The following is a 26,641-nucleotide window of genomic DNA, read 5'->3' as shown; positions in this document are numbered from 1 at the left end:
GATGACATCCTTGGAGCTGACCAGGCAGCCGTTCTCCGGATTCGCAGTCGACGACCTACCCGTAGCTCGGGCCTTCTACGCCGAGACTCTCGGTCTGACGGTCACCGAGAACGAGATGGGGATGCTCGAGCTGCACCTCGGGACCGGGGCGATCGTGCTGATCTATCCGCGCCCCGGGCACGTGCCCGCGCTATACACGATTCTCAACTTCCCGGTGGCCGACATCGAGGCCGCAGTCGATGCATTGATCGCCAAAGGGGTGGTGTTCCAACAGTATCCGGACATGCAGGGTCGTTCCGCAGGCTCCACTCCTGCCATGGGAACCGACGAGAAGGGAATCTTTCGACACGGCGGCCCGCTGATCGCCTGGTTCACGGACCCGGCGGGCAATGTGATGTCGGTGCTGCAGGATTGACGACCCCTACGCAGTCGGGGTTCCGGCGGCGAGTGTGACTGTGCCGGAGCTGGATACACCCGTGTCGTCGACCCATTCGACGACGGCGGAATCATCTGGGCGACGGCCGAGCAGCGCCTCCGACAGATCCGGTGACGATCCGATCTCCGCGCCGTCGAACCTCACGATCACGTCTCCCGCAGACAGTCCCAGCGCCTCCGCCGGGGAATCGGAGGTCACCGAGACCACGGCCGCCCCCATTGCCGGCTTGTTCTCGAAGACCGACACATCGCGTACCGAGACTCCGAAATACGGTGTGGGGCCCACATGGACCGTGCCGCCCGACTGCCCGGCGACCACTTGATCGAGCACAGCGACCGCCTCGGAGATGGGGACGGCATAGGCCTCGGGTGCCTGCGGCGGTGAGAACTCGGTGCCGTTGCGCGCCTCGTCCGACAGCCCGGCGGTGTTGACGCCCACCACTCGGCCCCAGGCGTCGAACAGTGGCCCGCCCGAATCCCCAGCTCGCACATCGGCATCGACGCGAATCATCTTGTCGAGCGTGTTCGCCGAACCGTCCACCGAACTGCGCGTACGTACCTGCTGATCGAGAGCCGTGACCGCGCCCGGTGCAGGAACCAATACCCCTGCGCCCGACGCATTCCCGACGGCCACCACCGCGTCGCCCACGTCGGGAAGTGGGTCCGGTGCAAGCTCGACCACTGGCAGGTCGGCCGCGGTGATCAACTGCACGACCGCCACGTCGCGGGACTTGTCGTAACCCAACACGGTGGCGTCGTAGATCAGTCCGTTGCCCATGTGCACTGCACTGATCTCGGTGGCGTTCTCGACGACGTGGAAGTTGGTGAGCACGATCCCGTCGGGGGCGACGACGAAGCCGGTGCCCGCGACGCCGGAAAAACCGGCCGACGCCGCGAGGGTGACGACGGTGGGATCGACGCGAGCCGAGAGTTCGTCGAGGGTCAGTGGTGGGGGTTCGACGACGGGTGCAGGTGCCGGCGCAGGTTCCTGGATCGGGCTGTCGATACCCAGCACCCCTGGACCGAGCGGTGTGGCGAACAGCCATGCACCGGCAGCGACCAGCGTCAGTACGAACGCTCGGCCACCCGACTGCATAGGAACCGATTATGGTCCGGTGGCGATCGCGGTGCCAGTCAGTTGACGATCATGGCCAGCGGTACCTCTCGGTGCGCCCGTCTACAGTCTGCTCATGCCCGCGTCGCATCGACCTCGAGTCCTCATCGGCATCTCCGGTTGGACGTACGCACCCTGGCGAGGAGATTTCTATCCGGCGGGCCTGGCCCATCGCAGGGAGCTCGGGTATGCGTCGGAACAGCTGACGTCGATCGAGATCAACGGCACGTTCTATGCGATGCAGAAGCCGTCGAGCTTCACCAAGTGGCACGACGAGACGCCGGACGACTTCGTGTTCTCCATCAAAGGCGGTCGCTACGTCACCCACATCAAGCGGCTCGTCGGCGTCGAGGCGGCACTCGCGAATTTCTTTGCCACCGGGGTATTGACGCTGGGCGACAAGCTCGGACCATTCCTGTGGCAGTTGCCGCCGAACCTCGAGTTCGACGCGCAGAAGGTGTCGGATTTCTGCGCAATGTTGCCCCGAACAGTCTCTGCTGCAGTCGCTCTGGCCGAGTCTCGCGACGACAAGTTGGCCGAGGATCGAGTGTTGTTGCCGTCCCCGTCGTCTCGGGTCCTGCGGCACTGTGTGGAGGCTCGGCACCAGAGCTTCGCCACCGACGAGGCCGTACAACTGTTGCGAGAGAACGATATTGCGTTCGTTGTCGCCGACACCGCAGGCAAGTACCCGTACGTCGACACTCCGACAGCCGACTTCATGTACGCCCGCCTGCACGGCGACGAGGAGCTGTATGCCAGCGGCTACACGGATGCGGCGCTCGATCGATGGGCCGCGAAGATCTCGGACTGGACGGCCACGGGCCGCGACGTCCACGTGTACTTCGACAACGACATCAAGGGATACGCACCCTTCGACGCAATGAAGCTGATCGAGCGCATCGGTAGGTGAGTATTCGGCTCTCTACGTTATGTTCTAGATCTGCGAATAGATCACTGAGTATGCCCGGACGCCGGTAGCGCTTCTGCCACTCGGGACAAGCTCGCGGCGGACGCCAGGACCGTGGCCACCTTCTCTCGCAGCGCGTCGCCCTCGAATGTCTCCGCGCGGCCGCCCACGCTGATCGATGCAACGACCACCCCGTTCCGCCCGAGGATCGGTGCTCCGACGGCCGCGACGCCGGAGAGGTAGTCCGAGTTGCTCAGCGCGTACCCCTGCGATCGGATCTGTTCGAGACGTGTCAGTAGCTCGTCCGGCGCGGTCGGTGTTCGATCCGTGAACGCAGGTAGGTCGTCGGTGAGCCAGCGGTCGCGAATCCGAGCGGAGAACGCCAGCATGGCCATAGGGCCTGCGGTCGCGTGATACGGCAGTACCGAACCGATCGAAATGCCTGCGACGACAAGGGGATTACTCCCTTCGTGGCGATCGATGCAGACGGCTCCCTCGTCTGCAGGGACCATGAGATATGCAGTGTCGCCGAATTTTTCGGCAATCTCCGACAGATACGGTTGCGCGGCTCCGCGAATGTCGAGCTGGGTCAGTGCCGACGATCCGATCTCGAACACGGGCATGGCGATTCGGTACGAGCCCTCGGACGTTCGGTCCACCCAGCCCGCGTGGATCATCGTGGTCATCAGCCGGTGCACGGTGGTCTTGTTCATTCGACTTGCTGTCGTCAGGTCGTTCAGCGTCCACACCGGATGTGAAGTGTCGAAGTGCTCGAGCAGCCTGCACGCCTTGACGACCGCGCCGACGATGTCGCGGCCGGCTGTGTCGGACTCGGTGGGCGATGCCACGTGTGCTCCTTCGATCGGACTGGGAAGTGCTGCCGCCATCCTACGAACCCCTCTTGACTTGTGATCGCCACCACTCTAGTTTCGGAATGCGTTTCGCAATACGAAATGGATGGTGTGTATGACTGCGACACTCAGGGAACTGACCGAACAGGGCCTCGTGTACGCCCCCGGCGTGTGGGACGGGCTGACCGCCAAGCTCGCCGAGCAGGCCGGGTTCTCGGCCCTGTGCGCCTCCGGCTTTGCGGTGTCGGCTGCCCTCGGACTGCCCGACGCCGAGCTCTACACGATGACCGAGAACCTCCAGGCCGTGCGCACCATCGGCGAAGCGTCCGCGTTGCCCCTGGTCGCAGACATCGACACCGGCTACGGCAACGCGGTGAACGCCGCGCGGACCGCAGGCCGATTCGCCGCCGCGGGTGTTCAGGGCGTCTTCATGGAAGACCAGCTCTCGCCCAAGAAGTGCCCCATCTGCGTGGGCGAGCCGGTGGACCTGATCAGCGTCGAGGAAGCGTCGGGCAAAGTACGGGCCGTCCGGGATTCGCTTCCGGATCACGTCCTGATGATCGCCCGCACCGATGCGCGGGGCGACGACGCGATCCGACGCGCCACCGCGTACGTCGACGCCGGTGCCGACATGATCATGCCGGTCACGAAGACCTTCGAGACCGCCGAGGAGTGGGCTCGCTGCCACGACGAGGTCGGCGTCCCGCTGATGGCGACGTTGACCGCGTCGACGTGGACGGAGCGCGAGTTCACCCCGGAGGTGTTGCAGCAGATCGGTGTTCGACTCGCTCTTCTGCCCACACAGGTGCTGATGGCCGCGACCGGGGCTGCTCGTGAAGCTCTGCGTCGCCTCGCCGGAGGTGAAGCACCGGCCGATGTCAGTGCAGACGCACTGCAGCACAGCGAGTTCGTCGATCTGATCGGCTTTCCGGAAGTGGAAGCAGCGCAACGCAAGTACCTTCCCTCCGAGACGAACGTGTGACCGAGATGAGCTCCGATGCATTGACGATGGTCGAGAAAATCCTCGGCCGAACCTGTGACGCCGAGGTGGTGCACGCCGGGGAGAATCACGCTGTCCGGCCCGCTCGCATGATCGCCTACGACTTCCCCGGCTACACCGACGTGATGTTTCGGCAGATGCGCGAGGACTTCGGCATCACCGAACTCGTGGACCCATCCCGGTACGTCGTCTTCATCGACCACATGCTCACCAAGAAGAATGCCAAAGAACAAGAGGTGCACCAGGTCACGCGAGACTGGTGCGAGTTCTACGGCATCGAGCTGCACGAGGGTCGTGGCATCGGACATCAATTGACCGCCGAGCTCGGTCTGGCGACCCCAGGCGACTTCCTCGTCCACTTCGACGGGCACATCAGCGGAATCGGCGCCTTCGGCGCACTGGGTTGGGGCATTCGCCGCGATCTGATCGAGGCCTGGGTGACGGGTCAGCTGTACGTGGACATTCCGGCCACCACCCGGTTCGACCTCGTGGGTGAGTTCGGTCCCGGCGTCGACAGTCGCGATCTCGTGCACACGATCATCGACCTTGTCGGAGCCGACGGATGCGCGCACCAGGTCATGGAGTTCGGTGGCCCCGGAGCGCGATCGATGAAGATCGACCACCGGCAGGGGCTGTGCGGGATGGCGATGTTCACCGGCGCGGTATCGGCGATATTCGAGCCCGACGAACTCTCGCTCGCCTACGCCCGTGATGTCGCGCGCGCAGAGTTCACCCCCGTCCTCCCCGATGAGGGGGCGGCCTACGCAGCCCGCCACACCATCGACCTGTCGACCATCGTCCCGCAGGTGGTGCAGCCCGGATCGGCCCGGGCAGCGAACACCCACACCGCTGCCGACCTCGCCGGTATCCCGATCACCAAGGCCTTCATAGGATCCTGCGCCAGCGGTCGTATCGAGGATCTGCGTGCGGCGGCTCTGGTGCTCGACGGCCGGACCGTCGCTCCCGGCGTCGAGTTGAACGTCGTGCCGACCTCGCAGAAAGTGCACGATCAAGCAGAAAGCGAAGGGCTGCTGGACATCCTGAGGTCGGCGGGCGCGCACATCGCGGTGTCGAGCTGCGACTTCTGCTTCGGATACCAGAAGCCGTTGGCGGCCGGCGAGAACTGCATTTCCACCGGGGTGCTCAACATCTCCGGCCGGATGGGTAGCTCCGACGCCAACATCTATATGGGTTCGCCCTTCACCGTCGCGGCCAGTGCGCTCGCCGGCTCGATCGCGCAGGTGGGCTCATGAGCGCGTACCCGCCGCCACCGGAGGTCATCGAAGGCCGTGTGGCGTGGATCTTCGGTGACGACTTCGACATCGACCTCGTGGTGGGTGTCGCCAACATCAAGTCCTACGACCCAGACCACTTACGGTCGGTGTGCATGACGGCGTACGACCCGGGTTTCGTGGACCGAGTTCGGCCGGGAGACATCATCGTCGGTGGGCGGAACTTCGGCTACGGGCATCCGCACTATCCGCCGATGGTGGCGCTCCGCAACCTGGGCATCAGTGCCGTTGTGGCGGAATCGTTCTCGCCCGGATTTTGGCGGGGCGAGACCTTCAACGGAATGCCGTTGATCACCATTCCCGGAATATCCGACGCGGTGGCCGTCGGTGACGATGTCAGACTGGATTGGCGTCGGGCCGAGGTGTCGAAGCAGGACGGCACCACGATCACCGGTCATCCACCGAATGCCCGAACCGTCGCCGTCATCGAAGCAGGCGGTTCGTACGAACTTCTTCTCTCCGAACACCGAAGCACGCAACCACTCACAGAAGGATCAGCGCGATGACGAACACCGAACACTCCCGCGCAGGAGTCGTACCGCCCAAGGCGGACACCACGACCGCGCGCCGAGCTGCGCTGGCCGGAGGTGTCGGCACGCTCATCGAGTACTACGACTTCGCGGTCTACGGCTTCCTCGCCGTCATCATCGCGCCGCTGTTCTTCCCATCCACCAGCCCCGGCGTGTCGATTCTCGCGACCTTGGCCGTGTTCGGTGTCGCCTATGTCGCCCGTCCGCTCGGCGGAATCTTCTTCGGCCGACTCGGTGACCGCAAGGGCCGTCGGCACGCCCTCGTCATCACCGTGGTGTGCATGGGTGTCGCCTGCGGCATTCTCGGACTGCTGCCGACGCACTCGAGTGTCGGGGTGCTGGCACCCATTCTGCTGGTCATCATCCGGCTCGCCCAGGGATTCTCGGCGGGCGGTGAGATCGGCGGAGCCGCAACCTACATCGCGGAATCGGCACCGCCGAACCGTCGGGGATTCTTCGGGTCCTTCACGCCGGTGGGATCGACACTCGGCTTTGCCGTCGCCGCGGCCGTCGTCGGGCTCGTGGCTCTGATCACCACCGACGAACAGATGTCGTCATGGGGATGGCGCATCCCGTTCCTGCTCGCTCTGCCTCTGGCGTTCGTGTGTCTCCGGGTGCGGCTCAAGCTGGAGGACAGCCCGGAGTTCGAGGAGATGGCAGCCAAGAACGAGGTCGCCAAGAGCCCGTTGAGTGTCGTGGTGAAGAGGCAACCGTGGTCGGTGCTCCGCGTGGTCGGCATCGCGATCGCGATGAACGGATCCGGCTACATCGGACTGACCTACTTCAGCGTGTATCTGATCAACGACCTCGGGTTCTCGAAGGACTCGGTGTACTGGACGTCGGCAGTGGCAATTGCGTTGGCCTGCGCCACATTCCCGCTGAGCGGCATGCTCACCGATAGGTTCGGCCGCAAACCGGTACTGCTGTTCGGCTATGTGGCGTACGTGATCATCGCGCTGCCGGTGTTCATGATTCTCGGTGCCACGTCGAGCATTCTGATCGTCGGCGTCGTCTACTTCGTGTACATGGTGCTCAACGGTGTGGTGCAGGTCCCGGCTTTCCCGCTGTTCACCGAGCTCTTTCCTCGGGCAGTTCGGTACACCGGAGTGTCGTTGGGCTTCAACATCGGAACGATCGCGGCAGGCGGAACTGCGCCGTACGTGGCCGCACAGTTGGTCGAATCGACCGGCAACGCCATGTCACCGGCGTACTGGGTGATGGGCGTGTGCGTCATCGGCGTTGCGACGGTACTGACCATCAAGGAGACGGGCCACAGCAAGCTTCCTGTGTAGCTCGCGGCGCTCTGCTGTCAGCAGAGCGCCGATCAGTTCGGTCGGGTCGGGGCGGGTCGGTGAACTCGACAAACGCGCGCGCGTTTGCGGGAAAACCGGCCCCACTACCCCACTATTCGTCACTCTTGAAGCAAAGCTAGAGATGGATAGACAACGCTACGGAGCGCAGAGTCGTCGTACGGCACCCTCGATTTTCGATGCCCGACGCTGGTGTTCGGTGTCGTCGATGGGCCCGCAGTCGCTGCCGGGTGCGGTCATCCACGCCGAGGTGATGCCGAAGATCATGGTGAACAGGTCGTCGACGGTGAAAGCGTCGGAGATCAGACCTTCCTGCTGTGCGACTGCCATGGCGCTGCGTCGCTGTGCGATGACCGAGCGAATGTCGTCGGTGCCCGAGGTCGCCGTACCGCCCTGGAGTTGAGTCCACAGCAGCAGTCGGTGCTCCTCGGGATGCGCGGCGAGATGCAGGTATTCGCGCGCCGCGTATCCGCCGAGGTCGTCGACCGCGAAGGGGACCTCGTCGATGAACCGTGCGAACCCGTCCTCGACGACCGCCCGGAACAGGGTTTCCTTGTCTCCGAAATATGCGTACAGGCGTTCCTTGCTGGCCTTGGCTGCAACCGCGATGCGATCCACCCGGGCCCCGGCCAGTCCGTGTTCGGAGAACTCGTCACGGGCAGCGATGACGATGCGGGCGCGGGTTGCGCTGGCGTCAGGCTTCATAGCGGCCACCCTACCTCGCCAACCAACTAGTTCGTTTGACACCCGGTGCCGCATCGCCTACCTTTTCGATCGGGACATTTTTCGTGCCCAGAATCAACGAGTACGAGTGGGGTAGAAACATGTCGCAGGTCTCCGAGCGCGAAGCGTCGGATCCGAATCCGAATTACGAGCGCCGGTGGTTGGTGCTCTGCATCGTCGCCATCACGCAGCTCACGATCGTGCTCGACGGCACGATCGTCAACATTGCGCTGCCGCAGGCACAGCTGGACCTGGGCATCAGCGACAGCAGCCGCGCCTGGGTCATCACCGCCTACGCGCTGTCGTTCGGCGCACTCCTGCTGCTCGGCGGACGCATCGCCGACTACTGGGGACGCAAGCGCTCGTTCATCGTCGGCATGGCAGGCTTCGCCGTTGCCTCCGCCATCGGCGGACTCGCCCAAGAGGGCTGGCAGCTGTTCATCGCACGCGCAGGCCAAGGTGTCTTCGCCGCACTGCTCGCACCCGCAGCACTGGCCATCCTGACGGTCACGTTCACCGACACCAAGGAACGCGCCAAGGCATTCGGAGTGTTCGGAGCGATCGCCGGTGGCGGCGCAGCCGTCGGCCTGCTTCTCGGCGGAGTACTCACGGAATACGCGAACTGGCGCTGGTGCCTGCTCGTCAACATCCCCGTTGCGATCTTCGCCATCGCAGCCGCTGTCCCGCTGGTCAAGGAAAGCAAGGCGCACGGAGACACTCGCTACGACCTGCCCGGCGCGATCCTCGTCGCACTCGGACTGGCATCGCTGGTCTACGGCTTCACCGAAGCCGAAGACGGCTGGGCGACGGTACCCACCATCTCCTTCATCGCGCTCGGCCTCGCTCTGCTCGCCGCGTTCGTCGTCGTCGAGACCAAGTCCGACAACCCGTTGCTTCCGATGAGCGTGCTGCTCGGCCGTGACCGCGGTGCCGCATACATCGGATCCGCGGTGATCGGTGCCGCACTGCTCGGCGGCACGTTGTACCTCACCTTCTACTTCCAGATCGTGCTCGAGATGAGTCCGGTGATCGCCGGCGTCGCGTCACTCCCCATGACCGGCGGCATCCTGATCACCGCTGCGATCGCGTCCGCTCTCGTTCCGAAGATCGGGCCCAAGCCGCTGATGGCCGTCGGCCCCGTCGTCTCGGCGATCGGCCTGCTCCTGCTGACGCAGATCGGCGTCGACACCTCCTACTGGACTCATGTGCTCCCCGGCGTCGTGCTCCTCGGTCTCGGCCTCGGTCTACTGATGGTGCCGATGCAGAACGTGGCACTCATCGGCGTCCCGGATCACGACGCGGGTGCCGCATCCGCTCTGATCAACGCCACCCTGCAGGTCGGCGGCGCACTCGGCGCAGCGGTGTTCACCACGGTGTACACCTCGTCGAAGACCTCGTACCTGGCCGAGAACCCAGCGCCGACGCCGCCCGCGGGAGTTCCCGCCGAGGCCCTCGCAAGCCAGGAAGTCCCCAGCGACGAGGTACTGGCCGCGTTGCCGGAGCCGATCCGCGACTTCGTGCTGGCCACCATCGATCACGCGTTCGCAGCCGAGGTATCGGGCTACGCCTGGGCTTTCGGAACCGCCGCGATCCTGGTCGCGCTGGTGTGCCCGGTTGTGCTCGGGCTCGTCCGCGCAAAGAAGGACGACCTGCCCGTCGGAGACACCCCGGTCCACATCGGATAGCTCCACAGTGACAAGAACCCCGCTGCTCACCTGTCGAGCAGCGGGGTTCTTCGTTTCGAAAGTGTCGTCAGTCCGGGTCGATCGCGTCGGCCTGCGCCGTCAGCAACATGTGCAGCAATTCCGGCGGCAGGGCCATGGGCGGCATCGCACCGAGGTCGATCGAGTTCTCGGTGTCGCCGTTCAGTTCCACCACCTCGTCGTGCAGGCTCTCCATCTTCTCGTCGAGCTTGTTCGCGCTCTCGGCGGCCTCGGTCAGTTCGGCCAGCAGAGTCGGTGGAATCTCTCCGCGGTACTTGTAGAAGATCTTGTGTTCCAAGCTCGCCCAGAAGTCCATCGCGATGGTGCGGATCTGTAGTTCGACGAGCACCGGCTGGACGCGGTCGGACATGAACACCGGAATCTCGACGATCAGGTGCAAACTCTTGTAGCCGTTGGGTTTCGGGTTCGCGATGTAATCCTTGACCTCGACGACCCGAATGTCGGTCTGGCTGCTGAGCATGTCCGCGATGCGGTAGGTGTCGGAAATGAAGCTGCACGTGATGCGGACCCCGGCGACGTCGAAGATGCTCTCGCGGATCGCATCGAGCGTCAGAGCACACTTCTTGCGTCGGGCCTTGTCGATGATGCTTTCGGGCGTCTTCAACCTCGACGAGACATGCTCGATGGGGCTGTACCGGTGAATGTGGGTGAATTCCTGCTTGAGGATGTTGATCTTGGTGATCAGCTCGTCGATCCCGAACTTGTAACTCATCATGAATCGCGTGAAATCGTGTCTCAGCCGACCCAGGTCGACTTCGGCATCACCGTTCTTCATGACCTCGTTCATGGACACGATTGTCCACGACGGCGGGCCGGGCGCGCGCGGCGCGAGAATCGAAGCTCGCATCACTGCACGACGGGCCTAGTTCCGGTGTGAATCTCACGACCCCGCAGGACTGGCACTGGTGCGTCCGGTGATGCCCGAGCTCACACGAACACGCCCGCGAACCGACGAGAACAGAATTGGCGACGAGCCGATGACCGTTCCCGCATCGAGTCGGCGCTCTCTCGGCCCATCGATCCCCCACGCGGTACAGCGAACCGGCTGCGGGCTCTGGTTCGAGTGCCATCGCGCGCGACCGCCTTCGAGATCCATGCCATCCGATGTGGACCGCCCGAAGTGGCTCCGCTGGCCGCATCGCCAACTCCGGGGGCCCGCTCAGACTAGCAGAAATCGAACGTATGTTCTAACGGGTCTGTCAAAACCACGTCTTGCGGCCACCGACTGCGCGCCCCATCGAACCGAGCACCGTCAGGACCGCGCCGACGACCACCAGGATGATGCCGAGAGTCGTCAAAATTGAAATACCGGCGAAATAGCCGATGAGGGCGAGGATGATTCCGAGAACGATCATGACTACTCCTGGTGCCAAAGTGATTCCGCTACCGACGAATTGCCGATGGGACCGAACCTACCCGGGCGCGTTGGCGATTGCTCACAATTGTCGCTATTTTCCGGCATCCACTTTCGCCGCGAGGAAGGCCTCCGGATCGATCAGATCCGCCTGCCCCACGATCGATCCCAGATCCGCGATGCGCTCGATGCCGGTGAGTACCATCTCCTCCTCGACGGTGCCCTCGGCGTAGCCGTAGTAGCACGTCGAGGTGGTGTGGTTGTGATCCTTGTCGATTCGGTTCGCGCGGCCCTCTATCTGCCTGATGTCGATGGGGGTCCACCTCGGGTCGTGAATCAGCGTCACGCGTGGCGCAAGGGTGGAGACCGTCCCTTCCGGGAGCAGTAACTCGTTGGTGTGCAGGTTGATCGCGCTCGTGGTGGTCGAGACGATGACCGACGCGTCGCCGGTCTGGAAGCGTCTGATCGACGCCTCCTGATCTGGGCTGCTCATGCTCCCGTCGACCACGGCGACGTCGAGGCCCTCGTCCCGCAGCGTCTGCGCAAGTGCGGCGACGGACTCGCGGTAGAACATCGAGACGAACACCTGATTGCCTGCCTTGACCCACGTCCGTACCTGGTCCGCAGTCGCCGGAATGCGCAAGTAGGAACACTTCTGGCGGAAGCGCAGAGTCGCGGCGCGGGTGCTCGGGTTCTTCTGCAGCACTCGCTTTCCGCCGACGGCCTTCCAGATCGGCAGGCCGACTTCCTTGCGGTAATCCACCCACGCCGAGTTGTAGAGGCGCTTCTGCGCGGCCGTGAGTTCCTGACCGAGGGGCTCCCGCGGAGTCGGCGGGGACGGCCGCGAAATAGACCACGGCACAGCGCCTCCCGACAACCAGCTGTGCACCGACGCGATGTCGCGGGCGCGTCGGGCCGCGTCCTCGGGCTCCCAGCGCCACGTCGTCAACCCCGTCGTCGCCTTGCCTGCTTTGACGGCGAACCCGGATTCGATGAGGAATTCGGCCCACTTCATCGTCACCGCGTAGCCGAGATACTCCTCGTCGCCCAGGATCTCGACCCCTCGGCTGCGCTCGACCGCGCGAGCCATGTACGCGAAGTGCAACGGCTGATAACCGGGCGTGGCAGACATCCACACCACCGAGCGAGCCGCCTCCTGATACCGCCAGAGGATCTGCGACTGCTGGGATTCGATGTTCATCAACGCATGCGACTCGTCGGCGATCACCACGTCGATGTCGAACCGAAGCTCGCCCAGCGAGATGGTCCGTTTGTTCTGCGTCCGTTTACGTTTGCCCAGATCGGTCTCGGGCGGAACAGACAGCAGCTTCTTGGTGGACTGGTAGGTGATCAGCAACCACCGCTTGCGGTCGGACGGCTCGATGTCTGCCTCGCTGTCTGCGATGGTGCGACGCCACCCCGGCAACGCACCCTTGGGTGCGACCACCAGCACCGTGCCGATCTGGGCCGCCGACATCTGCCGGACTGCCTCGCACACCGCCAACGTCTTGCCCAGTCCCGTCGAATCCATCTGCGCGAAATAAGGGAACCCGGCCTCGAGCGCGGCGAGATGGCGTCGAACGGACTCGAGTTGGGTGTCGCGCGGTTGCATGGCCCGCTCCCGCACCTCTTCGTCACGCCAGTGTTCGTTGGCATCGTCCTCGAGCCAGCGCTGCAGGCTGTAGGGCATCGACTCGTACGGCTTCAGGTACTCGGGCAGCTCCGTGCCGTAGTAGGCGAACACCCGAGGACCCGGATACCAGCGCGCCCCGGCAGCGCCCGCCGCCGACCGGTCCTCGAACGGCACGTCCAACACCCAGACGCGCTCGCCGGGATCGGGCACCCGCAGATCCGGAGCAGCGGACTTGCGGGACGAGGTCTTGCGCGGAGCGGCTCTCTTACGAGGTGCGGCCTTCTTCGGGGCAGCTTTCTTTGCCGCAGGCTCACCGTTCTTCGCTGCCGCGAACTTTCGTGCAGCGCTGCTCTGCCCGGCCTTCACGGTGCGGGCAGTGGTGGATCGGGCTGTGCGTCTACGAGGTGGCATCGGATCCAGTCTGTCGTACGGTGTGCACGAACACCGTAAAGGAGCCCTGTGACAGACACGAACGACCCGCGCGCCGTAGTACTCGTCCACGATCAGGACCCCGCTCTCGCGCGACGCGACATCGGCACCCTCGACGCCGAATTGCGCACCAGGGGTTTCCTGTTGGACGTGCATTCCTTCGATCACAGCCCCGATGTCGCACCGCCGCGACTGTTCGACGCGCAGTTGGTGGTGGTGATGGGCTCACCCGATGCCGCGTACGACGACACGCTGACGTGGCTCGCGCCGGAGATCGCGTACGTGCAGCAGGCGATCGATGCGCAGGTCCCGGTTCTGGGCGTGTGCTTCGGCGGCCAATTGCTCGCTCGCGTGCTCGGCGGATCCGTCCGCAAGTCCGAGCACCCCGAGTACGGATTCGTCGACGTCGAGACGTCCGATCCCGAGCTCGTCGGGGCGGGCCCGTGGATGGAATTCCACGGCGACACGTTCACCGCTCCGCCGGAGGCCACGGTCATCGCCCGCAACAAGGCTGCGCAACAGGCCTTCGTTCTGGGTCCGCACCTCGGGTTGCAGTTCCACCCCGAGATCGACCTCGATACCTACGATGCGTGGGCAGCGGCGTGGGACCGCGACGGCGTCGAACATGCGGTGGACGTGCACGAGATACGCCGAGCCATCGCAGACGCCGAACCTGCAGCTCGGTTGCGTTGCTCGGCTCTGCTGGACGCATTTCTCGCCCGATCCTCGGCGGTGCCCCGGTAGGGTCGAACGATGACCGAGGCCAGGCCCAGCAACTTCAGCGATCACCAACTCGGCATCTACGCCGCCGGTATGTTCGCCCAGCAGACACCGTCGATCACCACCAACCTGGCGCGGCTGGAGGACCAGGCTGCCGAAAAGCTCTCGCCCGAGGCGCTCGGCTACATCGTCGCCAGCGCGGGCAGTGGCTCGACGGCGCGGGCGAACCGGGCCGCCTTCGACAGGTGGGCCATCACGCCGCGGATGCTGCGCAGCTCAGCCTCGCGTGATCATGCGTGCACCGTGCTCGGCACCGAGATGCCTGCGCCACTGCTGATCGCCCCGGTGGGTATTCAGACCCTCGCGCATCCCGAGGGGGAGCTCGCCACCGTCCGCGCAGCTGCGGAACTCGGTGTGCCGTACATACATTCGACGCAGGCGTCGCATTCGTTCGAGCAGATCGCCGAGGCAGGTGGCGACGCTCCCCGCTGGTATCAGCTGTACTGGCCGACGGACGAGTCGGTGTTGCTGAGCTTCCTGCAGCGTGCGAAGGATTCCGGATTCACCACGTTGGTGCTGACGCTCGACACGACGTTGCTGGGCTGGCGGCCCGCCGATCTCGACCGCGGGTACCTACCGTTCCTGGCCAACCTCGGTATCGAGAACTATCTGAGCGATCCGGCTTTTCAAGCCGGACTCGCTCAGCCGGTCGAGGAGAATCCCGTTGCGGCCGCGATGCATTGGGCGCAGATGTTCCCCAACCCGGGGCTGTCGTGGAAGAACCTGGCGTTCCTGCGTGAGCACTGGGACGGCCCGATCGTGCTCAAGGGAATCTGCACCGTCGGCGACGCCCGAGAAGCCGCAGCCCATGGAGTCGACGGCATCGTCGTCTCCAACCACGGTGGACGTCAGATCGACGGTGCCAGAGCATCACTCGACGCGTTGCCGTCCATCGTCGAGGCGGTGGGCGACGAACTGACCATCCTGTTCGACTCCGGTGTGCGTACCGGCGCCGACATGGCCAAGGCTCTTGCCCTCGGGGCCGATGCGGTTCTCCTCGGCCGCCCGTTCCTCTACGGCCTCGCGCTCGGCGGGCAGGAGGGTGTTGCACACGTATTACGTTGCCTGCTGGCCGAATTCGACTTGGTGACCAGCCTGTCCGGCCATGCCGGTGCGGGCGAGCTCGGCCGCGACTCGATCGAGGCGTCCTGATGGAGTGGACGAAGCACGCCATCTGGTGGCACCTGTACCCGCTCGGCTTCACCGGCGCTCCGGTGCACGGGTGGGACGGTGAGTCGCAAGCGGATCTGCATCGGCTGAACAGAATCGAGAAGTGGCTCGACTACGCCCTCGAACTCGGCGCGTCGGGCATCGCCCTCGGTCCGATCTTCGAATCCGAGAAGCACGGCTACGACACCGTCGACTACTACCACGTCGACGGCAGGCTGGGTACGGACGAGGACATCGATTCGTTGATCGCCGCTGCGCATTCGCGCGGCCTGAAGGTCATGTTCGACGGCGTCTTCAACCATGTGGCGCAGAGCTTTCCGAAGTTCCGTGAGGCTCTGGCCGAGGGTCCGGACTCCGAGGCCGCGGGGTGGTTCCACCTCGACTGGTCCGGCGACGAGCCGACGCATCGCAACTTCGAGGGCCACGACGAACTGGTGGCACTCAACCACGAGAGCCCGCACGTGCAGCAGTACGTCGTGGACGTGCTGTCGTACTGGCTCGAACGCGGCGTCGACGCCTGGCGGCTCGACGCGGCCTACGCGGTGCCACCACGCTTCTGGTCGGCGGTACTGCCGAAGGTTCGCGAAAAGCACCCGGACGCATACTTTCTCGGCGAAGTCATTCACGGCGACTACGACCGAATCGTCTCGGCCTCCACGCTGGATTCGGTCACTCAGTACGAACTGTGGAAGGCGATCTGGAGTGGGCTGAGCGAGAAGAACTTCTTCGAGCTGTCGCACGCGTTGGAGCGTCACAACGGGTGGCTCGACGCCTTCGTACCCGCCACGTTCGTCGGCAACCATGACGTCAATCGCATCGCCAGCGTCATCGAGGACGAGCGACATCTGCTGCACGCGTTGGTGGTTCTGTTCACCGTGGGCGGTATGCCGATGATCTACTACGGCGACGAGCAAGCCTTCCGCGGCATCAAGGAAGATCGGGTCGGCGGCGACGACGAGGTCCGTCCCGAATACCCCGACACGTCCGAGGATCTCGCCCCGTACGGCTGGCCCGTGTTTCGAGTGCACCAGGAGCTCATCGGTCTGCGGCGTCGCAATCCGTGGTTGTACTCCGCGCGCACCGAGACGCTCGAGCTCACCAACACCGCGCTGCTCTACCGCGTGTACGCGGACGACAATTCGATGACGGTGGCGCAGAACCTCGGCGACGAGGCCATCGACTACCCGGTCCAGGGCAGCGAAGTACTGGCCGGTGAGGCGCATGTGAACGACGGACGGGTAAACGTTCCGCCGCATGGGTGGGCTGTCATCGGCTGATCGCTGCATTCGGTTGTGTTCGGCTGTCTACGTCGAGCGCAAGAGAGCGGTAGAGAGACCTACAGGTACAGTCGACCGCGACACGGGGTGCCCGTCAGGGCTGAGATCACACCCGTCGAACCTGATCTGGTTAGGACCAGCGAAGGGAATGTCGTGACGTTTCGGTATTTCCTGCCCCCCCCCGCGACGGTCCTGACCTCGAGCGAGAGGCGGAGCGCATGAGACTCGACGAGCAGACAGTGTTGGTCACCGGGGGTGGACGCGGGCTGGGAGCATCGATCGCCGCGGCGTTCGCCGGTCAGGGTGCACGTGTGGTGATCGATTACCGGAACAGCAAAGATGCTGCCGAAGCGCTGGCGGACCGGCTCGGTGGACAGGCTTTTGCGGTTCAGGGCGACGTGACCGACGAGAGCGCGGTGGCCACGGTGTTCGACTCGGCCCGTGCGCACTTCGGCACCCCGATCACCACCGTCGTCAACAACGCACTGGCCGACTTCTCCTTCGACGGAGATGCCCGACCCAAGGCCGACACCATCACCTGGGAGCGTTTCGACGCGCAGTTGCGTGGCAGCGTCCGCGCAGCGTTGCTCACCACTCAGGCCGCACTGCCGGGTATGCGTGAGGCGGGCTTCGGGCGAATCATCAACGTGGGCACCAACTTGTTCCAGAATCCAGTGGTGCCGTACCACGACTACACCGCCTCCAAGGCTGCTCTGCTGTCACTGACCCGCACCCTGGCCGCCGATCTGGGCGCGGACAACATCACCGTCAACATGGTCTCGGGTGGACTGCTCCGCACCACCGACGCCAGTGCCGCCACCCCGGCCGAGGTGTTCGACTTCATTGCCGCCTCGACCCCGTTGCAACGCGTCACCACCCCCGAGGAATTCGCCGATGCCCTGCTGTTCTTCGCCTCGCCGTGGGCGCGGTCGGTGACCGGCCAGAATCTCGTCGTCGACGGCGGCCTGGTCAAGGACTGACATGCACCTCAACGCTTTTCTCTACGGCTGCGGCCACCACAGTGCAGCGTGGCGTCATCCCGATTCGCGAGTGGAGGATCTCGGCGACATCTCGTACTACGAGGAACTCGCGCAACTCGCCGAACGGGGCAAGTTCGACGCGGTGTTCTTCGCCGACGGACATTCGGTGCGCGACCCGGCCGGAGCCGGAACCTGGTTTCTCGAGCCGATCACCGCGCTGTCCGCCATGGCCAGAGCGACCACGCACATCGGTCTCGTCACCACGGTGTCGTCCACGTTCTACACCCCGTTCCACGCTGCACGCATGCTCGCGTCGCTCGATCACATCAGCGGCGGCCGTGCCGGCTGGAACGTCGTCACCTCCATGTTCGACGCCGAGGCGCGTAATCACGGAATGGACGTCATCCCCGGTCGCGAGGAGCGCTATGCGCGCGCCGAAGAGTTCGTCGATACTGCACTGGCGCTGTGGGATTCGTGGGATACCGACGCGTTGACGCTCGATCGGACGGGGATGTACGCCGATCCGGCCAAGGTGCACTCGATCGGCCACGACGGCAAGCACTTTCAAGTCGACGGCCCGCTGACGGTACCGCGTTCGCCGCAGGGCAGGCCGGTTCTGTTCCAGGCCGGTGCGTCGGGACCGGGGCGTGATCTCGCGGCGAAGTACGCCGAGGCGATCTATGCCGTCGCCTACGATCTCGTTGCCGCGCAGAGCTATTACGGGGATGTGAAGTCTCGTATCGACAGTGCTGGTCGCGACAGTGCGGCAGTGGGCATCATGCCGGGACTGGTGACGTACATCGGGTCGACGATGGACGAGGCCCGCCGCAAGAAGGCAGAGCTGGATCTGCTGCTACCGACCGAACAGTCGCTGGCGATGCTGTCCACCTTCACCGGACAGAACTGTGCTGCATGGGAACTCGATGCTCCGGTGCCGTCCCTGCCACCCGCAGCAGAGTTCACCGGACCACAGGGCCGTTACGAGACAATCCTGCGGATCGTCGAGAAGGACGCTCCCACCGTGCGGGAACTGCTCGGCACCCTGGCGGCCGGGGGCGGGCACGCCACCATGATCGGCACGCCGGAGTCCATCGCCGACGAGATGCAGTCGTGGATCGGACGCGGCGCCGACGGATTCAACCTCATGTGTCCGCGTTACCCGGACTCACTGGAGGATTTTGTGGACCATGTGGTTCCGATCCTGCAGCAACGCGGCCTCTTTCGATCGGAGTACACTGCGTCGACGCTGCGCGGGCATCTGACCGGTTGACCTGAAGGTTCAGTCCAGCGAGTCGATGAATTCCGTTGTCAATCGCGCGATGTCGTCTGCATGGGAGATCGGCGACCAGTGTCCGGCCGGAATGTCGTTGCGCGTCAGGTTCTTCACCCACTTGCCGGTGTCGTCGTAGTGGTACGGCCGCACCGCGACGTCCTCGGTGTTGACGATGAGATGCACGGGGATGTCGATGTACCGGTCGCGTGGATTGGTCAGCAGCGGAATGATGTTGGCGCGGTACAGCTTGGTGCCGTTGGTGGCGTCCGACCACAGCGTGGGGTTCTGGGTGACGAGCTTCGGATCGACTCCCGAGAACTCTTCGAGGAATGCCGGCCAGCCCTTGGCGAACTGGCGCTTGATCCGCAGCGTCGACAACCCGGGGATGTGGAAGGTGACGGTGTACCAGGACGCTCGCGTCTGGGCGAGAACCTGCTTGATACCGGTGAGGGTGGGTTTGCGCAGCCGCGACTGCGACCATTTGCCGAGGTGATCGAGGTTCGGACCGGAAATCGATGTGTACGAACGGATTCGATCCTTCGCCTGCGGCTGGGCTGCGGCTTCCCAGACCTCCACGGCACCCCAGTCGTGGGCGAGCACGTGCACCGGGGCGTCGGGGCTGACGGCGTCGGCGACTGCATAGAAATCCGAGGCCAGCCGGGCCAACTTGTACGCCGACTGCTCGGCAGGCACCGAGCTCTCGCCGGCTCCACGCGAGTCGTAGCTGATCACCCGAAAACGGTCCTCGAGCTGCGGCACGATGTGGCTCCACAGCTCATGGGTATCGGGCCACCCGTGGACGAGCACGATGGGATCGCCGTCGGGGTTACCGCTCTCGAACACCGCCAATCGAATGCCCTCGTTGACGACCGTCGTACGAACCGCGTTGCTGCTCAACAGTTTTCCGTTCTATAGATCGAGTACGAGACGCCCGCTGCGTGCGCGGGAGACGCAGATGAGCATGTGATCGCGCTGCTCTTCAGGGGTCAATCGTGATTCCAGATGTTCGGGCTCGCCGGACAGAACCCGCACCTTGCAGGTACCGCAGAAGCCCTGCTGGCACGAGTACGCGATATTCGGCTTACGTTCCTTGACTGCCGTCAGTACGGAGGCGTCAGCGGCGACGTCGAGCACGTCCCCGCTGCTGATCAGCTGCACCTCGAACGGTGTTCCGTCGAGGATCGGCGGCGGGCCGAAGCGTTCGAAATGCAGTGCGGTGGCGGGGCATTGGCCGAAGTCGCGGCGGACGGCGTCGAGCATGGGGGTAGGACCGCAGCAGTAGACGGCACCGCCTGCGGGTGCGCGCTCGAGCAACTCACCCTCGGTGGGGTACCCGTACACGTCATCGGTCCGGACGAACACGCGATCCGATTCCCAGCTCTCGATCTCGTCGAGAAAGGGCATCGTGTCCCGAGAGCGACCGCAGTAGACGAACTGCCAGTCCATCCCGAGAATTCGTGCGGCACGGACCATCGCGATGATGGGCGTGATGCCGATCCCGCCCGCCACGAACAGCGCGCTGCCCTCGGCGACGAAGGGAAAGCCGTTCCTCGGGCCGCGAACGGTGACCTCGGTGCCGGGCTCTAGTGCATGCATCTCGATGGATCCACCAGCGCCGGTGGGGATTCGGCGCACGGCGATGCGGTAGCAGCTACGGTCGGACGGATCGCCGCACAGCGAGTACTGCCGACGGCGACCCGACGGCAGGTGCAGATCGAGGTGGCAGCCGGGATGCCAGGTCGGCAGTTGCTCTCCCGTCGGCGAAGCGAGGGTCAGAGCGGCGACGTTCTCGTCCTCGGCGACGATCTCGCGGTCCACGACCACCAACCGCAACGCGGAATCGGGATTGTGGCCGGCGACAGCGTCGTCGTACTCCCTGCCGGCAGTCGCGTGCATGTAGCCGTTGAGGAACGTTCCGAGCATCTGCATCGAGCGATCGGCGCGAGGGCGTCCACGCAGATCGGGCGGCGCATCCTTGGGCAACAGCCGTGGAACCCGACGTGTCGAGAGCTTCACCGCGCCGCAGCCTGCGCGGCCGGTGACGACGCCAAGTAGCGCACGGCCTGAGCCGTAGAGCCTTCCTGGCTGGGGTGATACGACTTCTTCAGGTAGCGAGACATACTGCGGCCGACGTGCGTCAGCGCCGGCAGAGTGCCGCGGCGAACCGACTTGCGCCACAGGGCAGAACGGGGCTTGCGGACCGACTTCGGTGCACTCTGCAGCTCGGGGTCGTTCTTCATCAGGAAGATGATGCCGCGCATCCAGATGTACCCCATCAACGGCACGACCACCACGAACGTGCGCAGGCGACGTACCTCGCGCTTGTCGAAGTACCGAAGGGTGTCGTACGCGACCGAGCGGTGTTCCACTTCTTCGGCACCGTGCCACCGCAGCAGATCGAGCATCGTCGGATGGATGCCGGCTCGGTCCAGACCGTCGGCGTTGAGCACCCAGTCACCGAGGAACGCCGTCACGTGTTCGATGGCGGCGATGAGGGCCAGCCGCTCGACGAGGTTGTTCTTCGATCGCAGACTCGTCACCGAATCCGATCCGAGCACCTTGCCGAAGGCCCATTCCATCTGATCGGTGAACGGAGTGGGGTCGAGTCCGTTGTTCTGCAGGTGCACCAGGACACCGGTATGCGCCTCGGCATGCACCGCCTCCTGCCCGATGAAGCCGATGACGTCGTCGCGCAGCTTCTCGTCGTCGATGTACGGGAGGGCCTCTTTGAACGTGTCGACGAACCAGTGCTCGCCGGCAGGGAGAAGTAGATGCAGCACGTTGAGTACGTGCGTGGTGTACGGATCTCCCGGCACCCAGTGCATCGGCAGATCGGTCCAGTCGAACTTCACGTTCCTGGCCTGCAGCATCACTTCGCCGGGATCCGACGCGACGGTGTTCCGTTCGTTCATCGAGTCCACCTCCTCCACATCCACATGTGTGGCCGATGCCACAGTGCGCGCTTTAGTATAAACACCAGTTACAGGTAAAAGGAACCGTGTCGGAGGCGCCAGGAGTGGAGCCTGCGGAACGACAGTCGAGCAGTGAGAGACTGCTGTGATGACCGACCCCTCCCCAGCGGCTGTTCCCCCGAGCACCGTCCCCATCGCCTGGCCTGCCGAATGGCCCGCCGAGGTGCGACGGATCGCCGATGCCACGAACGATGCCCTCGCCGCTGTGGCGGCGCGGGATCCGATCGCGTTCGACGACGCCGTCGAGCTGCTGGGCCGCTCGGACACGGCGCAGGCCGGTCACGTGCATGCCGAAATGGTACGCACGTTGCTCGAAGAGGTACATAGCGACGGACTGACCGGTGAGAACGTCCAAGAGGTGCTCGGTAGAACCGTTCGAGGCGCGGACTGGCTGCCGAATCTGGACATAGCCGGGTTTGTCGAGGTGCTCACCGGAGCCCTTGGCGTCGCCGATGTGGACGAGCAAGCGCGCAGGAAACCGAGGCCGGCCCATGCATTGCTGGTGGTCGCGGACCTACTCGCGGTGCGCCGCGGCCGCGCCGAGACCTACCTGCGCCGCGCACTGGCCGAAGTCCACCGAGCCGAGACGATCGAAATGCCCTAGCACGATCTTCGACTGTCTTGTCCATAGGCTAGACGGTCGTAGAAAGCGCTACCGACGCCGACGGCGAACTCGAAGTTATGGACACTTTTCGACGGTTTTTCGTCCCCAACTTCGAGTTCGCGGCGTCGGTTGGGGCTACCGATGCAGAATGTTCGCTCCGGCGACGATGGCTCGGATCGACGACAGGGTTGCGTCGGGCTCGATGGACATCGACCATTCGCGGCAACCGTCGTGCTCGGCCAGGACGAAGGTGGCGGTCTCGTCGCCGATGATCTGCTGGTGGAACGAGAGGATCTCGATGCGGAATCCGGCGTCGTGGAGCATGGACGTCAACGCCTCGATCGGTCCGTATGTTGTTGCCGCACAAGCGAAGATGGTGTCACCGACACCGAAGGTGGCGTCGAACGACGTCTTGCCGCCGGTGGCCCCAGTTCCGGACCAGGTGCCTAGCCGAAGAGGGCCGGTGGTGGGCGAGAAGCGGTCGACGAAGGCCGTCCACGACATGTGTTGCCCGGTGATCGCGTCGCGCATCGTGCGCGGCAGGGCGCTGCCGAAACGGGCATGGAACGGATCCGTGGCGAAAGTGGAAGCAAGTGAATTCATGAGGGTGGTCTTCCGAATGTGAAGGGAGGACCGAGAAAGCACGACGACCCGCAGCGAGGGGTCGGTCCGAATCAGACCCCGCTACGGCGGCGTACTACGAGAATGCGCTTCACGGAGCCGACAGTAGCCCCGGCCTAGGCCGTCCCGCAAGTATCGAACGAATACAGATCTCTAGGACACGAGCTAGATGTCCGCATATATCGCACGATTCGTTGTAACTTTGGCCCCATGGACCCCGTGCGTAACCCCTACGCTCCCGGCGCCGGCCAGCGCCCACCTGAGCTCGCAGGTCGAAAGAAGCAGCTCGACGCCTTCGACGTCGTGCTCGAACGCATCACCCGCGGCCGGCCGGAACGCAGCGTCGTTCTCACCGGGCTGCGAGGCGTCGGGAAAACGGTATTGCTCAACCAACTCCGATCCGCGGCCATCGCCCGCGGATGGGGCACCGGCAAGATCGAGGCTCGGCCGGACCAGGAACTGCGCCGACCACTGTCGTCCGCGCTGCACATGGCGGTCCGCGGCATCGCGGCCTCGCATCGCGATCCCGAACGCGTCGACGAGTTCCTCGGCGTGCTCAAGGCCTTCGCCCTGCGCTCCACCGCCGACAAGGGAATGCGAGAGCGGTGGCAACCGGGCATCGACGTCCCGGCGAAGACCGGCCGCGCCGATTCCGGCGACATCGAGATCGACCTCGTCGAACTGCTGCTCGACGCCTCCGCGCTGGCCGGGGACGTGGGCGTGGGCATCGCCATCTTCATCGACGAGATGCAGGACCTGGGCCCAGCCGATATCTCCGCGCTGTGTGCGGCCTGCCACGAGCTCAGTCAGGACACCGCGCCGCTGATCATCGTCGGGGCGGGGCTGCCGCACCTGCCCGCGGTGCTGTCTGCGTCCAAGAGTTACTCCGAGCGCCTGTTCAGTTACCACCGGATCGGCAGACTCGAACGAGCCGCGGCCGACCTGGCCCTGATCGCCCCGGCAGATCGCGAGGATGTCGAATTCACCCCCGACGCCCTCGACGCTCTGTACGCGGCCGCCGACGGCTACCCGTACTTCGTGCAGGCGTACGGGAAGGCGACCTGGGATCTCGCTGCCGACAGCCCGATCTCGGCCGAGGACGTGCGCGTCGCTGCCCCGACGGCAGAGGAAGAGCTGGCCGTCGGATTCTTCGGTTCGCGCTACGAACGCGCGACGCCCGCCGAACGCGAATACATGCGCGCGATGGCCGAGTTGTCGGTGGACGACGGCTCGGTGCCCACGTCGGCCGTGGCGACCGAGCTCAAACGCAAGCCGGCATCGCTGTCGCCTGCCCGGGACGGACTCATCAAGAAGGGCCTGATCTACTCGGCCGAGCGCGGCACCATCGCCTTCACGGTGCCGCATTTCGGGCGCTATCTGAGAGCGCAGACCGACGAGCCCGCCGCGGTCTGAGGCGTCGCCCCTATGACTGCGCCCGCGCCCCGCTCAGCTTCTCGAGGCGACGCACCGCGGCGCGATCGGTGCGGTCGACGTTGACGAGATCAGGGTCACCGTCGTAGAAGTCCATCAGCCGCTGATCCATCACCTTCCGCCACAACGGCGGCACCATCGCGCAGAAGATCATCACGGCGTATCCGGCCGGGAGTTGCGGGGACTCGTCGACGGTCCGAAGCGCTTGGTAGCGGCGCACCGGATTCGCGTGATGGTCGCTGTGGCGTTGCAGGTGGTACAGGAACAGGTTGCTCCACAGGTGATCGCTGTTCCAGCTGTCCCGGTGCGAGGGCTTGGCGTAGCGACCGTCCGGACGTGTGGTGCGCATCAGGCCGTAGTGCTCGAGATAGTTCGCCGCCTCGTACAGAACGATGGCGATGGCGGCCTGAATCAGTAGGTACGGCAGCACGATCCACCCGAACAGCGCGATCAGTACGCCGAACAGAACGATGCTCATCGCGGCCGCGTTGAAGAGGTTGTTGCGCAGCGTCCACGGCGACGAGCCCGACCGTGCGAGTCGACGGGATTCGAGATCCCAGGCCGAATGCAGACCGTGGATCATCGTGCGGGGCAGAAACTTCCAGAACGATTCACCGAATTTGGCCGATGCCGGATCCTCGGGGGTGGCGACGCGCAGATGGTGGCCGTGATTGTGTTCGACGTAGAAGTGGCCGTACAGCGTCTGCGCCAGGGTGACTTTGGAGAGCCACCGCTCGACGTTCTCGCGTTTGTGGCCAAGCTCGTGCGCGGCGTTGATACCGACGCCGCCGACGACGCCCACGGTGACGGCCAGGCCGATCCTTTCCGGTGTGCCGAGTGGGCCGTGTGCCCACAGGTAACACGCGGCCACGAGTCCGGCGTACTGCAGCGGCAGGAAGAGATAGACACACCACCGGTAGTACTTGTCCTTGTCGAGCGCTGCGAGAGCGTCCTCGGGCGGGTTGCTGCGATCGACGCCGGCGAACTTGTCGACCAGTGGCAGTGCGATGCCCATGATCATCAGACCGAGTGTCCAGAATGCGCCGGGGCCGAGGAGTGTCACCAAGCCCCACGCCAGGAACGGGCTCAACGGAATGATCAACCCCAGCGGCCACAGATAACGTTTGGGATCGCGCCACGTCGGGGAGGCCCGTGGGGCGTCCTTGTCGAGCATGCGTGAACTCACTCCTGATCTTCGAGACTGCCCACGCGGTACGAGGGGGTGCGGTGGTGGTCTGTCACAAGTACATCGCCACGCCTCTGAAGATAGTTACCTAGACGAATCTATGGGGTTCGAGCGATGGGCCGTCGCAGGTGTCGCGGTCCTTGTACGGTGACCGAATGCAGCATGTCGAGTCGGCGTTCGTCGGAGTACACGGAACTCGTATCGTCTACGACGTCTGGACCCCGGACGTCGCCGCCGAGAAACCACCGACCGGCGTCCTGGTGCTGGCCCACGGGCTGGCCGAGCACGCAGGACGGTACCGTCACGTGATCGAGCGGCTCGGTTCGCTCGGTCTCGTCGTCTACGCGCCCGATCACCGCGGGCACGGACGATCCGGCGGCAAGCGGGTCACGCTGGCGAAGTGGTCCGACTTCACCGACGACCTGCACACGCTCTTCGGCATCGCTGCGGAGGAGCACCCGGGCAGCCGCACCTTCCTCCTGGGACACAGCATGGGCGGTGCCATCGCACTGTCCTACGCCCTGGACCATCAGGGCGACCTCGACGGTCTGATGCTGTCCGGCCCGGCAGTGGTTCCCAGCGTCGGGCAACCGAAAGCCCTCGTGGCGGTGGGCAAGATTCTCGGACGCTTCGTACCGGGCGCTCCCGTCCTGAAGCTCGACCCCAACCTCGTCTCGCGGGACAAGAACGTCGTCGACGCGTACGTTGCCGATCCGTTGGGTTACCACGGCAATGTTTCGGCGGGCCTGGCCGCGGCGATGCTCGGCGCAGGCGAGTCCTTTCCGGCCCGTCTGCCGTCGTTGAGGATCCCGGTGTTGCTCCAGCACGGAACTGCGGATCGATTGGCCGACGTTTCCGGCAGCGAACTGATCGCCGAACTGGCCGGATCCGACGACCTCACCCTGAAGAAGTACGACGGGCTGTTCCACGAGGTGTTCAACGAACCGGAGAAGGAGCGTGTACTCGACGACCTCATCGACTGGTTGCGTCCCCGTCTATCCACCGGCGCTGTAAGTTCCTGACGGATCTTTTCGAAGAAGGGGTA

General features: G+C 64.7%; 26 protein-coding genes and 1 riboswitch. Of the genes, 15 read left to right on the top strand and 11 right to left on the bottom strand.

Annotation, left to right across the window (positions count from 1 at the left end; genetic code table 11):
- The first annotated feature begins 1 nt into the window (after position 1).
- Positions 2 to 415: a VOC family protein gene (locus tag AABD04_RS23955; RefSeq protein ID WP_341442761.1), complete on the top strand. Its 414-nt coding sequence runs from the start codon at positions 2 to 4 to the stop codon at positions 413 to 415.
- A gap of 6 nt (positions 416 to 421) precedes the next feature.
- Here AABD04_RS23955 and AABD04_RS23950 read toward each other — a convergent pair whose 3' ends face one another.
- Complete coding sequence (locus AABD04_RS23950) at positions 422 to 1,531, bottom strand: S1C family serine protease (protein WP_341442760.1); 1,110 nt, start codon at positions 1,529 to 1,531, stop codon at positions 422 to 424.
- 94 nt (positions 1,532 to 1,625) lie between these two features.
- Between AABD04_RS23950 and AABD04_RS23945 the strand changes: the two genes are divergently transcribed.
- The gene (locus AABD04_RS23945; protein WP_341442759.1) at positions 1,626 to 2,459 is read left to right on the top strand and encodes a DUF72 domain-containing protein; all 834 of its coding nucleotides are present in this window, start codon (positions 1,626 to 1,628) and stop codon (positions 2,457 to 2,459) included.
- A gap of 41 nt (positions 2,460 to 2,500) precedes the next feature.
- Here the strand turns inward: AABD04_RS23945 and AABD04_RS23940 are convergent, their stop codons facing one another.
- The gene (locus AABD04_RS23940) at positions 2,501 to 3,304 is read right to left on the bottom strand and encodes an IclR family transcriptional regulator (protein ID WP_341442758.1); all 804 of its coding nucleotides are present in this window, start codon (positions 3,302 to 3,304) and stop codon (positions 2,501 to 2,503) included.
- Positions 3,305 to 3,413: 109 nt separating this feature from the next.
- Here AABD04_RS23940 and AABD04_RS23935 point away from each other — a divergent pair, with 109 nt between their 5' ends.
- From AABD04_RS23935 to AABD04_RS23920, 4 genes are read left to right on the top strand one after another with little or no spacing between them, the layout of a single operon-like run.
- On the top strand, positions 3,414 to 4,289 hold the full coding sequence (locus AABD04_RS23935) for an isocitrate lyase/PEP mutase family protein (protein ID WP_423228188.1): 876 nt from the start codon (positions 3,414 to 3,416) through the stop codon (positions 4,287 to 4,289).
- Positions 4,290 to 4,294: 5 nt separating this feature from the next.
- Positions 4,295 to 5,560 (top strand): 3-isopropylmalate dehydratase large subunit, encoded by a 1,266-nt coding sequence (locus tag AABD04_RS23930; RefSeq protein ID WP_423228187.1) that lies wholly within the window; start codon positions 4,295 to 4,297, stop codon positions 5,558 to 5,560.
- The gene (locus AABD04_RS23925) at positions 5,557 to 6,105 is read left to right on the top strand and encodes a 3-isopropylmalate dehydratase small subunit (protein ID WP_341442756.1); all 549 of its coding nucleotides are present in this window, start codon (positions 5,557 to 5,559) and stop codon (positions 6,103 to 6,105) included. The genes AABD04_RS23930 and AABD04_RS23925 overlap by 4 nt, the downstream gene beginning before the upstream one ends.
- Entirely contained in the window at positions 6,102 to 7,421 is a 1,320-nt protein-coding gene (locus tag AABD04_RS23920; protein ID WP_341442755.1) for an MFS transporter, read from the top strand. The genes AABD04_RS23925 and AABD04_RS23920 overlap by 4 nt, the downstream gene beginning before the upstream one ends.
- Before the next feature lie 156 nt (positions 7,422 to 7,577).
- On the opposite strand, the gene AABD04_RS23915 is transcribed toward AABD04_RS23920, so the two are convergent.
- Positions 7,578 to 8,144 (bottom strand): TetR family transcriptional regulator, encoded by a 567-nt coding sequence (locus tag AABD04_RS23915; RefSeq protein ID WP_243596608.1) that lies wholly within the window; start codon positions 8,142 to 8,144, stop codon positions 7,578 to 7,580.
- A gap of 83 nt (positions 8,145 to 8,227) precedes the next feature.
- Between AABD04_RS23915 and AABD04_RS23910 the strand changes: the two genes are divergently transcribed.
- Positions 8,228 to 9,847 carry an MFS transporter gene (locus AABD04_RS23910; protein ID WP_341442754.1) on the top strand — a complete coding sequence of 540 codons (1,620 nt, stop codon included), beginning with the start codon at positions 8,228 to 8,230 and terminating at the stop codon, positions 9,845 to 9,847.
- Positions 9,848 to 9,914: 67 nt separating this feature from the next.
- On the opposite strand, the gene AABD04_RS23905 is transcribed toward AABD04_RS23910, so the two are convergent.
- From AABD04_RS23905 to AABD04_RS23895, 3 genes are all read right to left on the bottom strand, one after another.
- Positions 9,915 to 10,673, bottom strand: coding sequence for a GTP pyrophosphokinase (locus tag AABD04_RS23905; protein WP_374230336.1), 759 nt, complete (start codon positions 10,671 to 10,673; stop codon positions 9,915 to 9,917).
- Between the two features lie 412 nt (positions 10,674 to 11,085).
- Entirely contained in the window at positions 11,086 to 11,241 is a 156-nt protein-coding gene (locus tag AABD04_RS23900; RefSeq protein ID WP_243596606.1) for a DUF6131 family protein, read from the bottom strand.
- Positions 11,242 to 11,334: 93 nt separating this feature from the next.
- Positions 11,335 to 13,284: a helicase-related protein gene (locus AABD04_RS23895; protein ID WP_341442753.1), complete on the bottom strand. Its 1,950-nt coding sequence runs from the start codon at positions 13,282 to 13,284 to the stop codon at positions 11,335 to 11,337.
- A 48-nt stretch (positions 13,285 to 13,332) separates the two neighbouring features.
- On the opposite strand from AABD04_RS23895, the gene AABD04_RS23890 reads away from it, so the two are divergent.
- From AABD04_RS23890 to AABD04_RS23870, 5 genes are all read left to right on the top strand, one after another.
- Entirely contained in the window at positions 13,333 to 14,046 is a 714-nt protein-coding gene (locus AABD04_RS23890) for a type 1 glutamine amidotransferase (RefSeq protein ID WP_341442752.1), read from the top strand.
- Between the two features lie 9 nt (positions 14,047 to 14,055).
- Complete coding sequence (locus AABD04_RS23885; RefSeq protein WP_341442751.1) at positions 14,056 to 15,234, top strand: alpha-hydroxy-acid oxidizing protein; 1,179 nt, start codon at positions 14,056 to 14,058, stop codon at positions 15,232 to 15,234.
- Positions 15,234 to 16,529, top strand: a complete 1,296-nt coding sequence (locus AABD04_RS23880) for an alpha-amylase family glycosyl hydrolase (RefSeq protein ID WP_341442750.1) — start codon at positions 15,234 to 15,236, stop codon at positions 16,527 to 16,529. The genes AABD04_RS23885 and AABD04_RS23880 overlap by 1 nt, the downstream gene beginning before the upstream one ends.
- 73 nt (positions 16,530 to 16,602) lie before the next feature.
- Positions 16,603 to 16,695: riboswitch (TPP riboswitch) on the top strand.
- Positions 16,696 to 16,747: 52 nt separating this feature from the next.
- Positions 16,748 to 17,509 carry a 3-oxoacyl-ACP reductase gene (locus AABD04_RS23875; RefSeq protein ID WP_243609317.1) on the top strand — a complete coding sequence of 254 codons (762 nt, stop codon included), beginning with the start codon at positions 16,748 to 16,750 and terminating at the stop codon, positions 17,507 to 17,509.
- A 1-nt stretch (position 17,510) separates the two neighbouring features.
- Positions 17,511 to 18,779 carry an LLM class flavin-dependent oxidoreductase gene (locus AABD04_RS23870; RefSeq protein ID WP_341442749.1) on the top strand — a complete coding sequence of 423 codons (1,269 nt, stop codon included), beginning with the start codon at positions 17,511 to 17,513 and terminating at the stop codon, positions 18,777 to 18,779.
- Positions 18,780 to 18,788: 9 nt separating this feature from the next.
- On the opposite strand, the gene AABD04_RS23865 is transcribed toward AABD04_RS23870, so the two are convergent.
- From AABD04_RS23865 to AABD04_RS23855, 3 genes are all read right to left on the bottom strand, one after another.
- A complete protein-coding gene (locus tag AABD04_RS23865) occupies positions 18,789 to 19,679 on the bottom strand; it encodes an alpha/beta fold hydrolase (RefSeq protein WP_243596599.1) in 891 nt (296 codons plus the stop codon).
- 12 nt (positions 19,680 to 19,691) lie between these two features.
- Positions 19,692 to 20,711, bottom strand: a complete 1,020-nt coding sequence (locus AABD04_RS23860; RefSeq protein WP_341443133.1) for a PDR/VanB family oxidoreductase — start codon at positions 20,709 to 20,711, stop codon at positions 19,692 to 19,694.
- Between the two features lie 83 nt (positions 20,712 to 20,794).
- On the bottom strand, positions 20,795 to 21,694 hold the full coding sequence (locus AABD04_RS23855; RefSeq protein WP_243596598.1) for a metal-dependent hydrolase: 900 nt from the start codon (positions 21,692 to 21,694) through the stop codon (positions 20,795 to 20,797).
- Positions 21,695 to 21,842: 148 nt separating this feature from the next.
- On the opposite strand from AABD04_RS23855, the gene AABD04_RS23850 reads away from it, so the two are divergent.
- A complete protein-coding gene (locus AABD04_RS23850; RefSeq protein WP_341442748.1) occupies positions 21,843 to 22,358 on the top strand; it encodes a hypothetical protein in 516 nt (171 codons plus the stop codon).
- A gap of 135 nt (positions 22,359 to 22,493) precedes the next feature.
- Here the strand turns inward: AABD04_RS23850 and AABD04_RS23845 are convergent, their stop codons facing one another.
- Positions 22,494 to 22,961, bottom strand: coding sequence for a 2-isopropylmalate synthase (locus tag AABD04_RS23845; protein ID WP_341442747.1), 468 nt, complete (start codon positions 22,959 to 22,961; stop codon positions 22,494 to 22,496).
- A 228-nt stretch (positions 22,962 to 23,189) separates the two neighbouring features.
- Here AABD04_RS23845 and AABD04_RS23840 point away from each other — a divergent pair, with 228 nt between their 5' ends.
- Positions 23,190 to 24,392, top strand: coding sequence for an ATP-binding protein (locus AABD04_RS23840; RefSeq protein WP_243609311.1), 1,203 nt, complete (start codon positions 23,190 to 23,192; stop codon positions 24,390 to 24,392).
- 10 nt (positions 24,393 to 24,402) lie between these two features.
- On the opposite strand, the gene AABD04_RS23835 is transcribed toward AABD04_RS23840, so the two are convergent.
- Complete coding sequence (locus tag AABD04_RS23835) at positions 24,403 to 25,584, bottom strand: alkane 1-monooxygenase (RefSeq protein WP_341443132.1); 1,182 nt, start codon at positions 25,582 to 25,584, stop codon at positions 24,403 to 24,405.
- Positions 25,585 to 25,751: 167 nt separating this feature from the next.
- Here AABD04_RS23835 and AABD04_RS23830 point away from each other — a divergent pair, with 167 nt between their 5' ends.
- Positions 25,752 to 26,618, top strand: a complete 867-nt coding sequence (locus AABD04_RS23830) for an alpha/beta hydrolase (RefSeq protein ID WP_341442746.1) — start codon at positions 25,752 to 25,754, stop codon at positions 26,616 to 26,618.
- Positions 26,619 to 26,641: the final 23 nt, after the last annotated feature.

The sequence above is a fragment of the Rhodococcoides navarretei genome, from assembly GCF_038069675.1.
GTDB lineage: Bacteria > Actinomycetota > Actinomycetes > Mycobacteriales > Mycobacteriaceae > Rhodococcoides > Rhodococcoides navarretei.
Note: the sequence above shows the minus strand (reverse complement) of the source record. Positions and strands in the feature narration are given on the sequence as shown.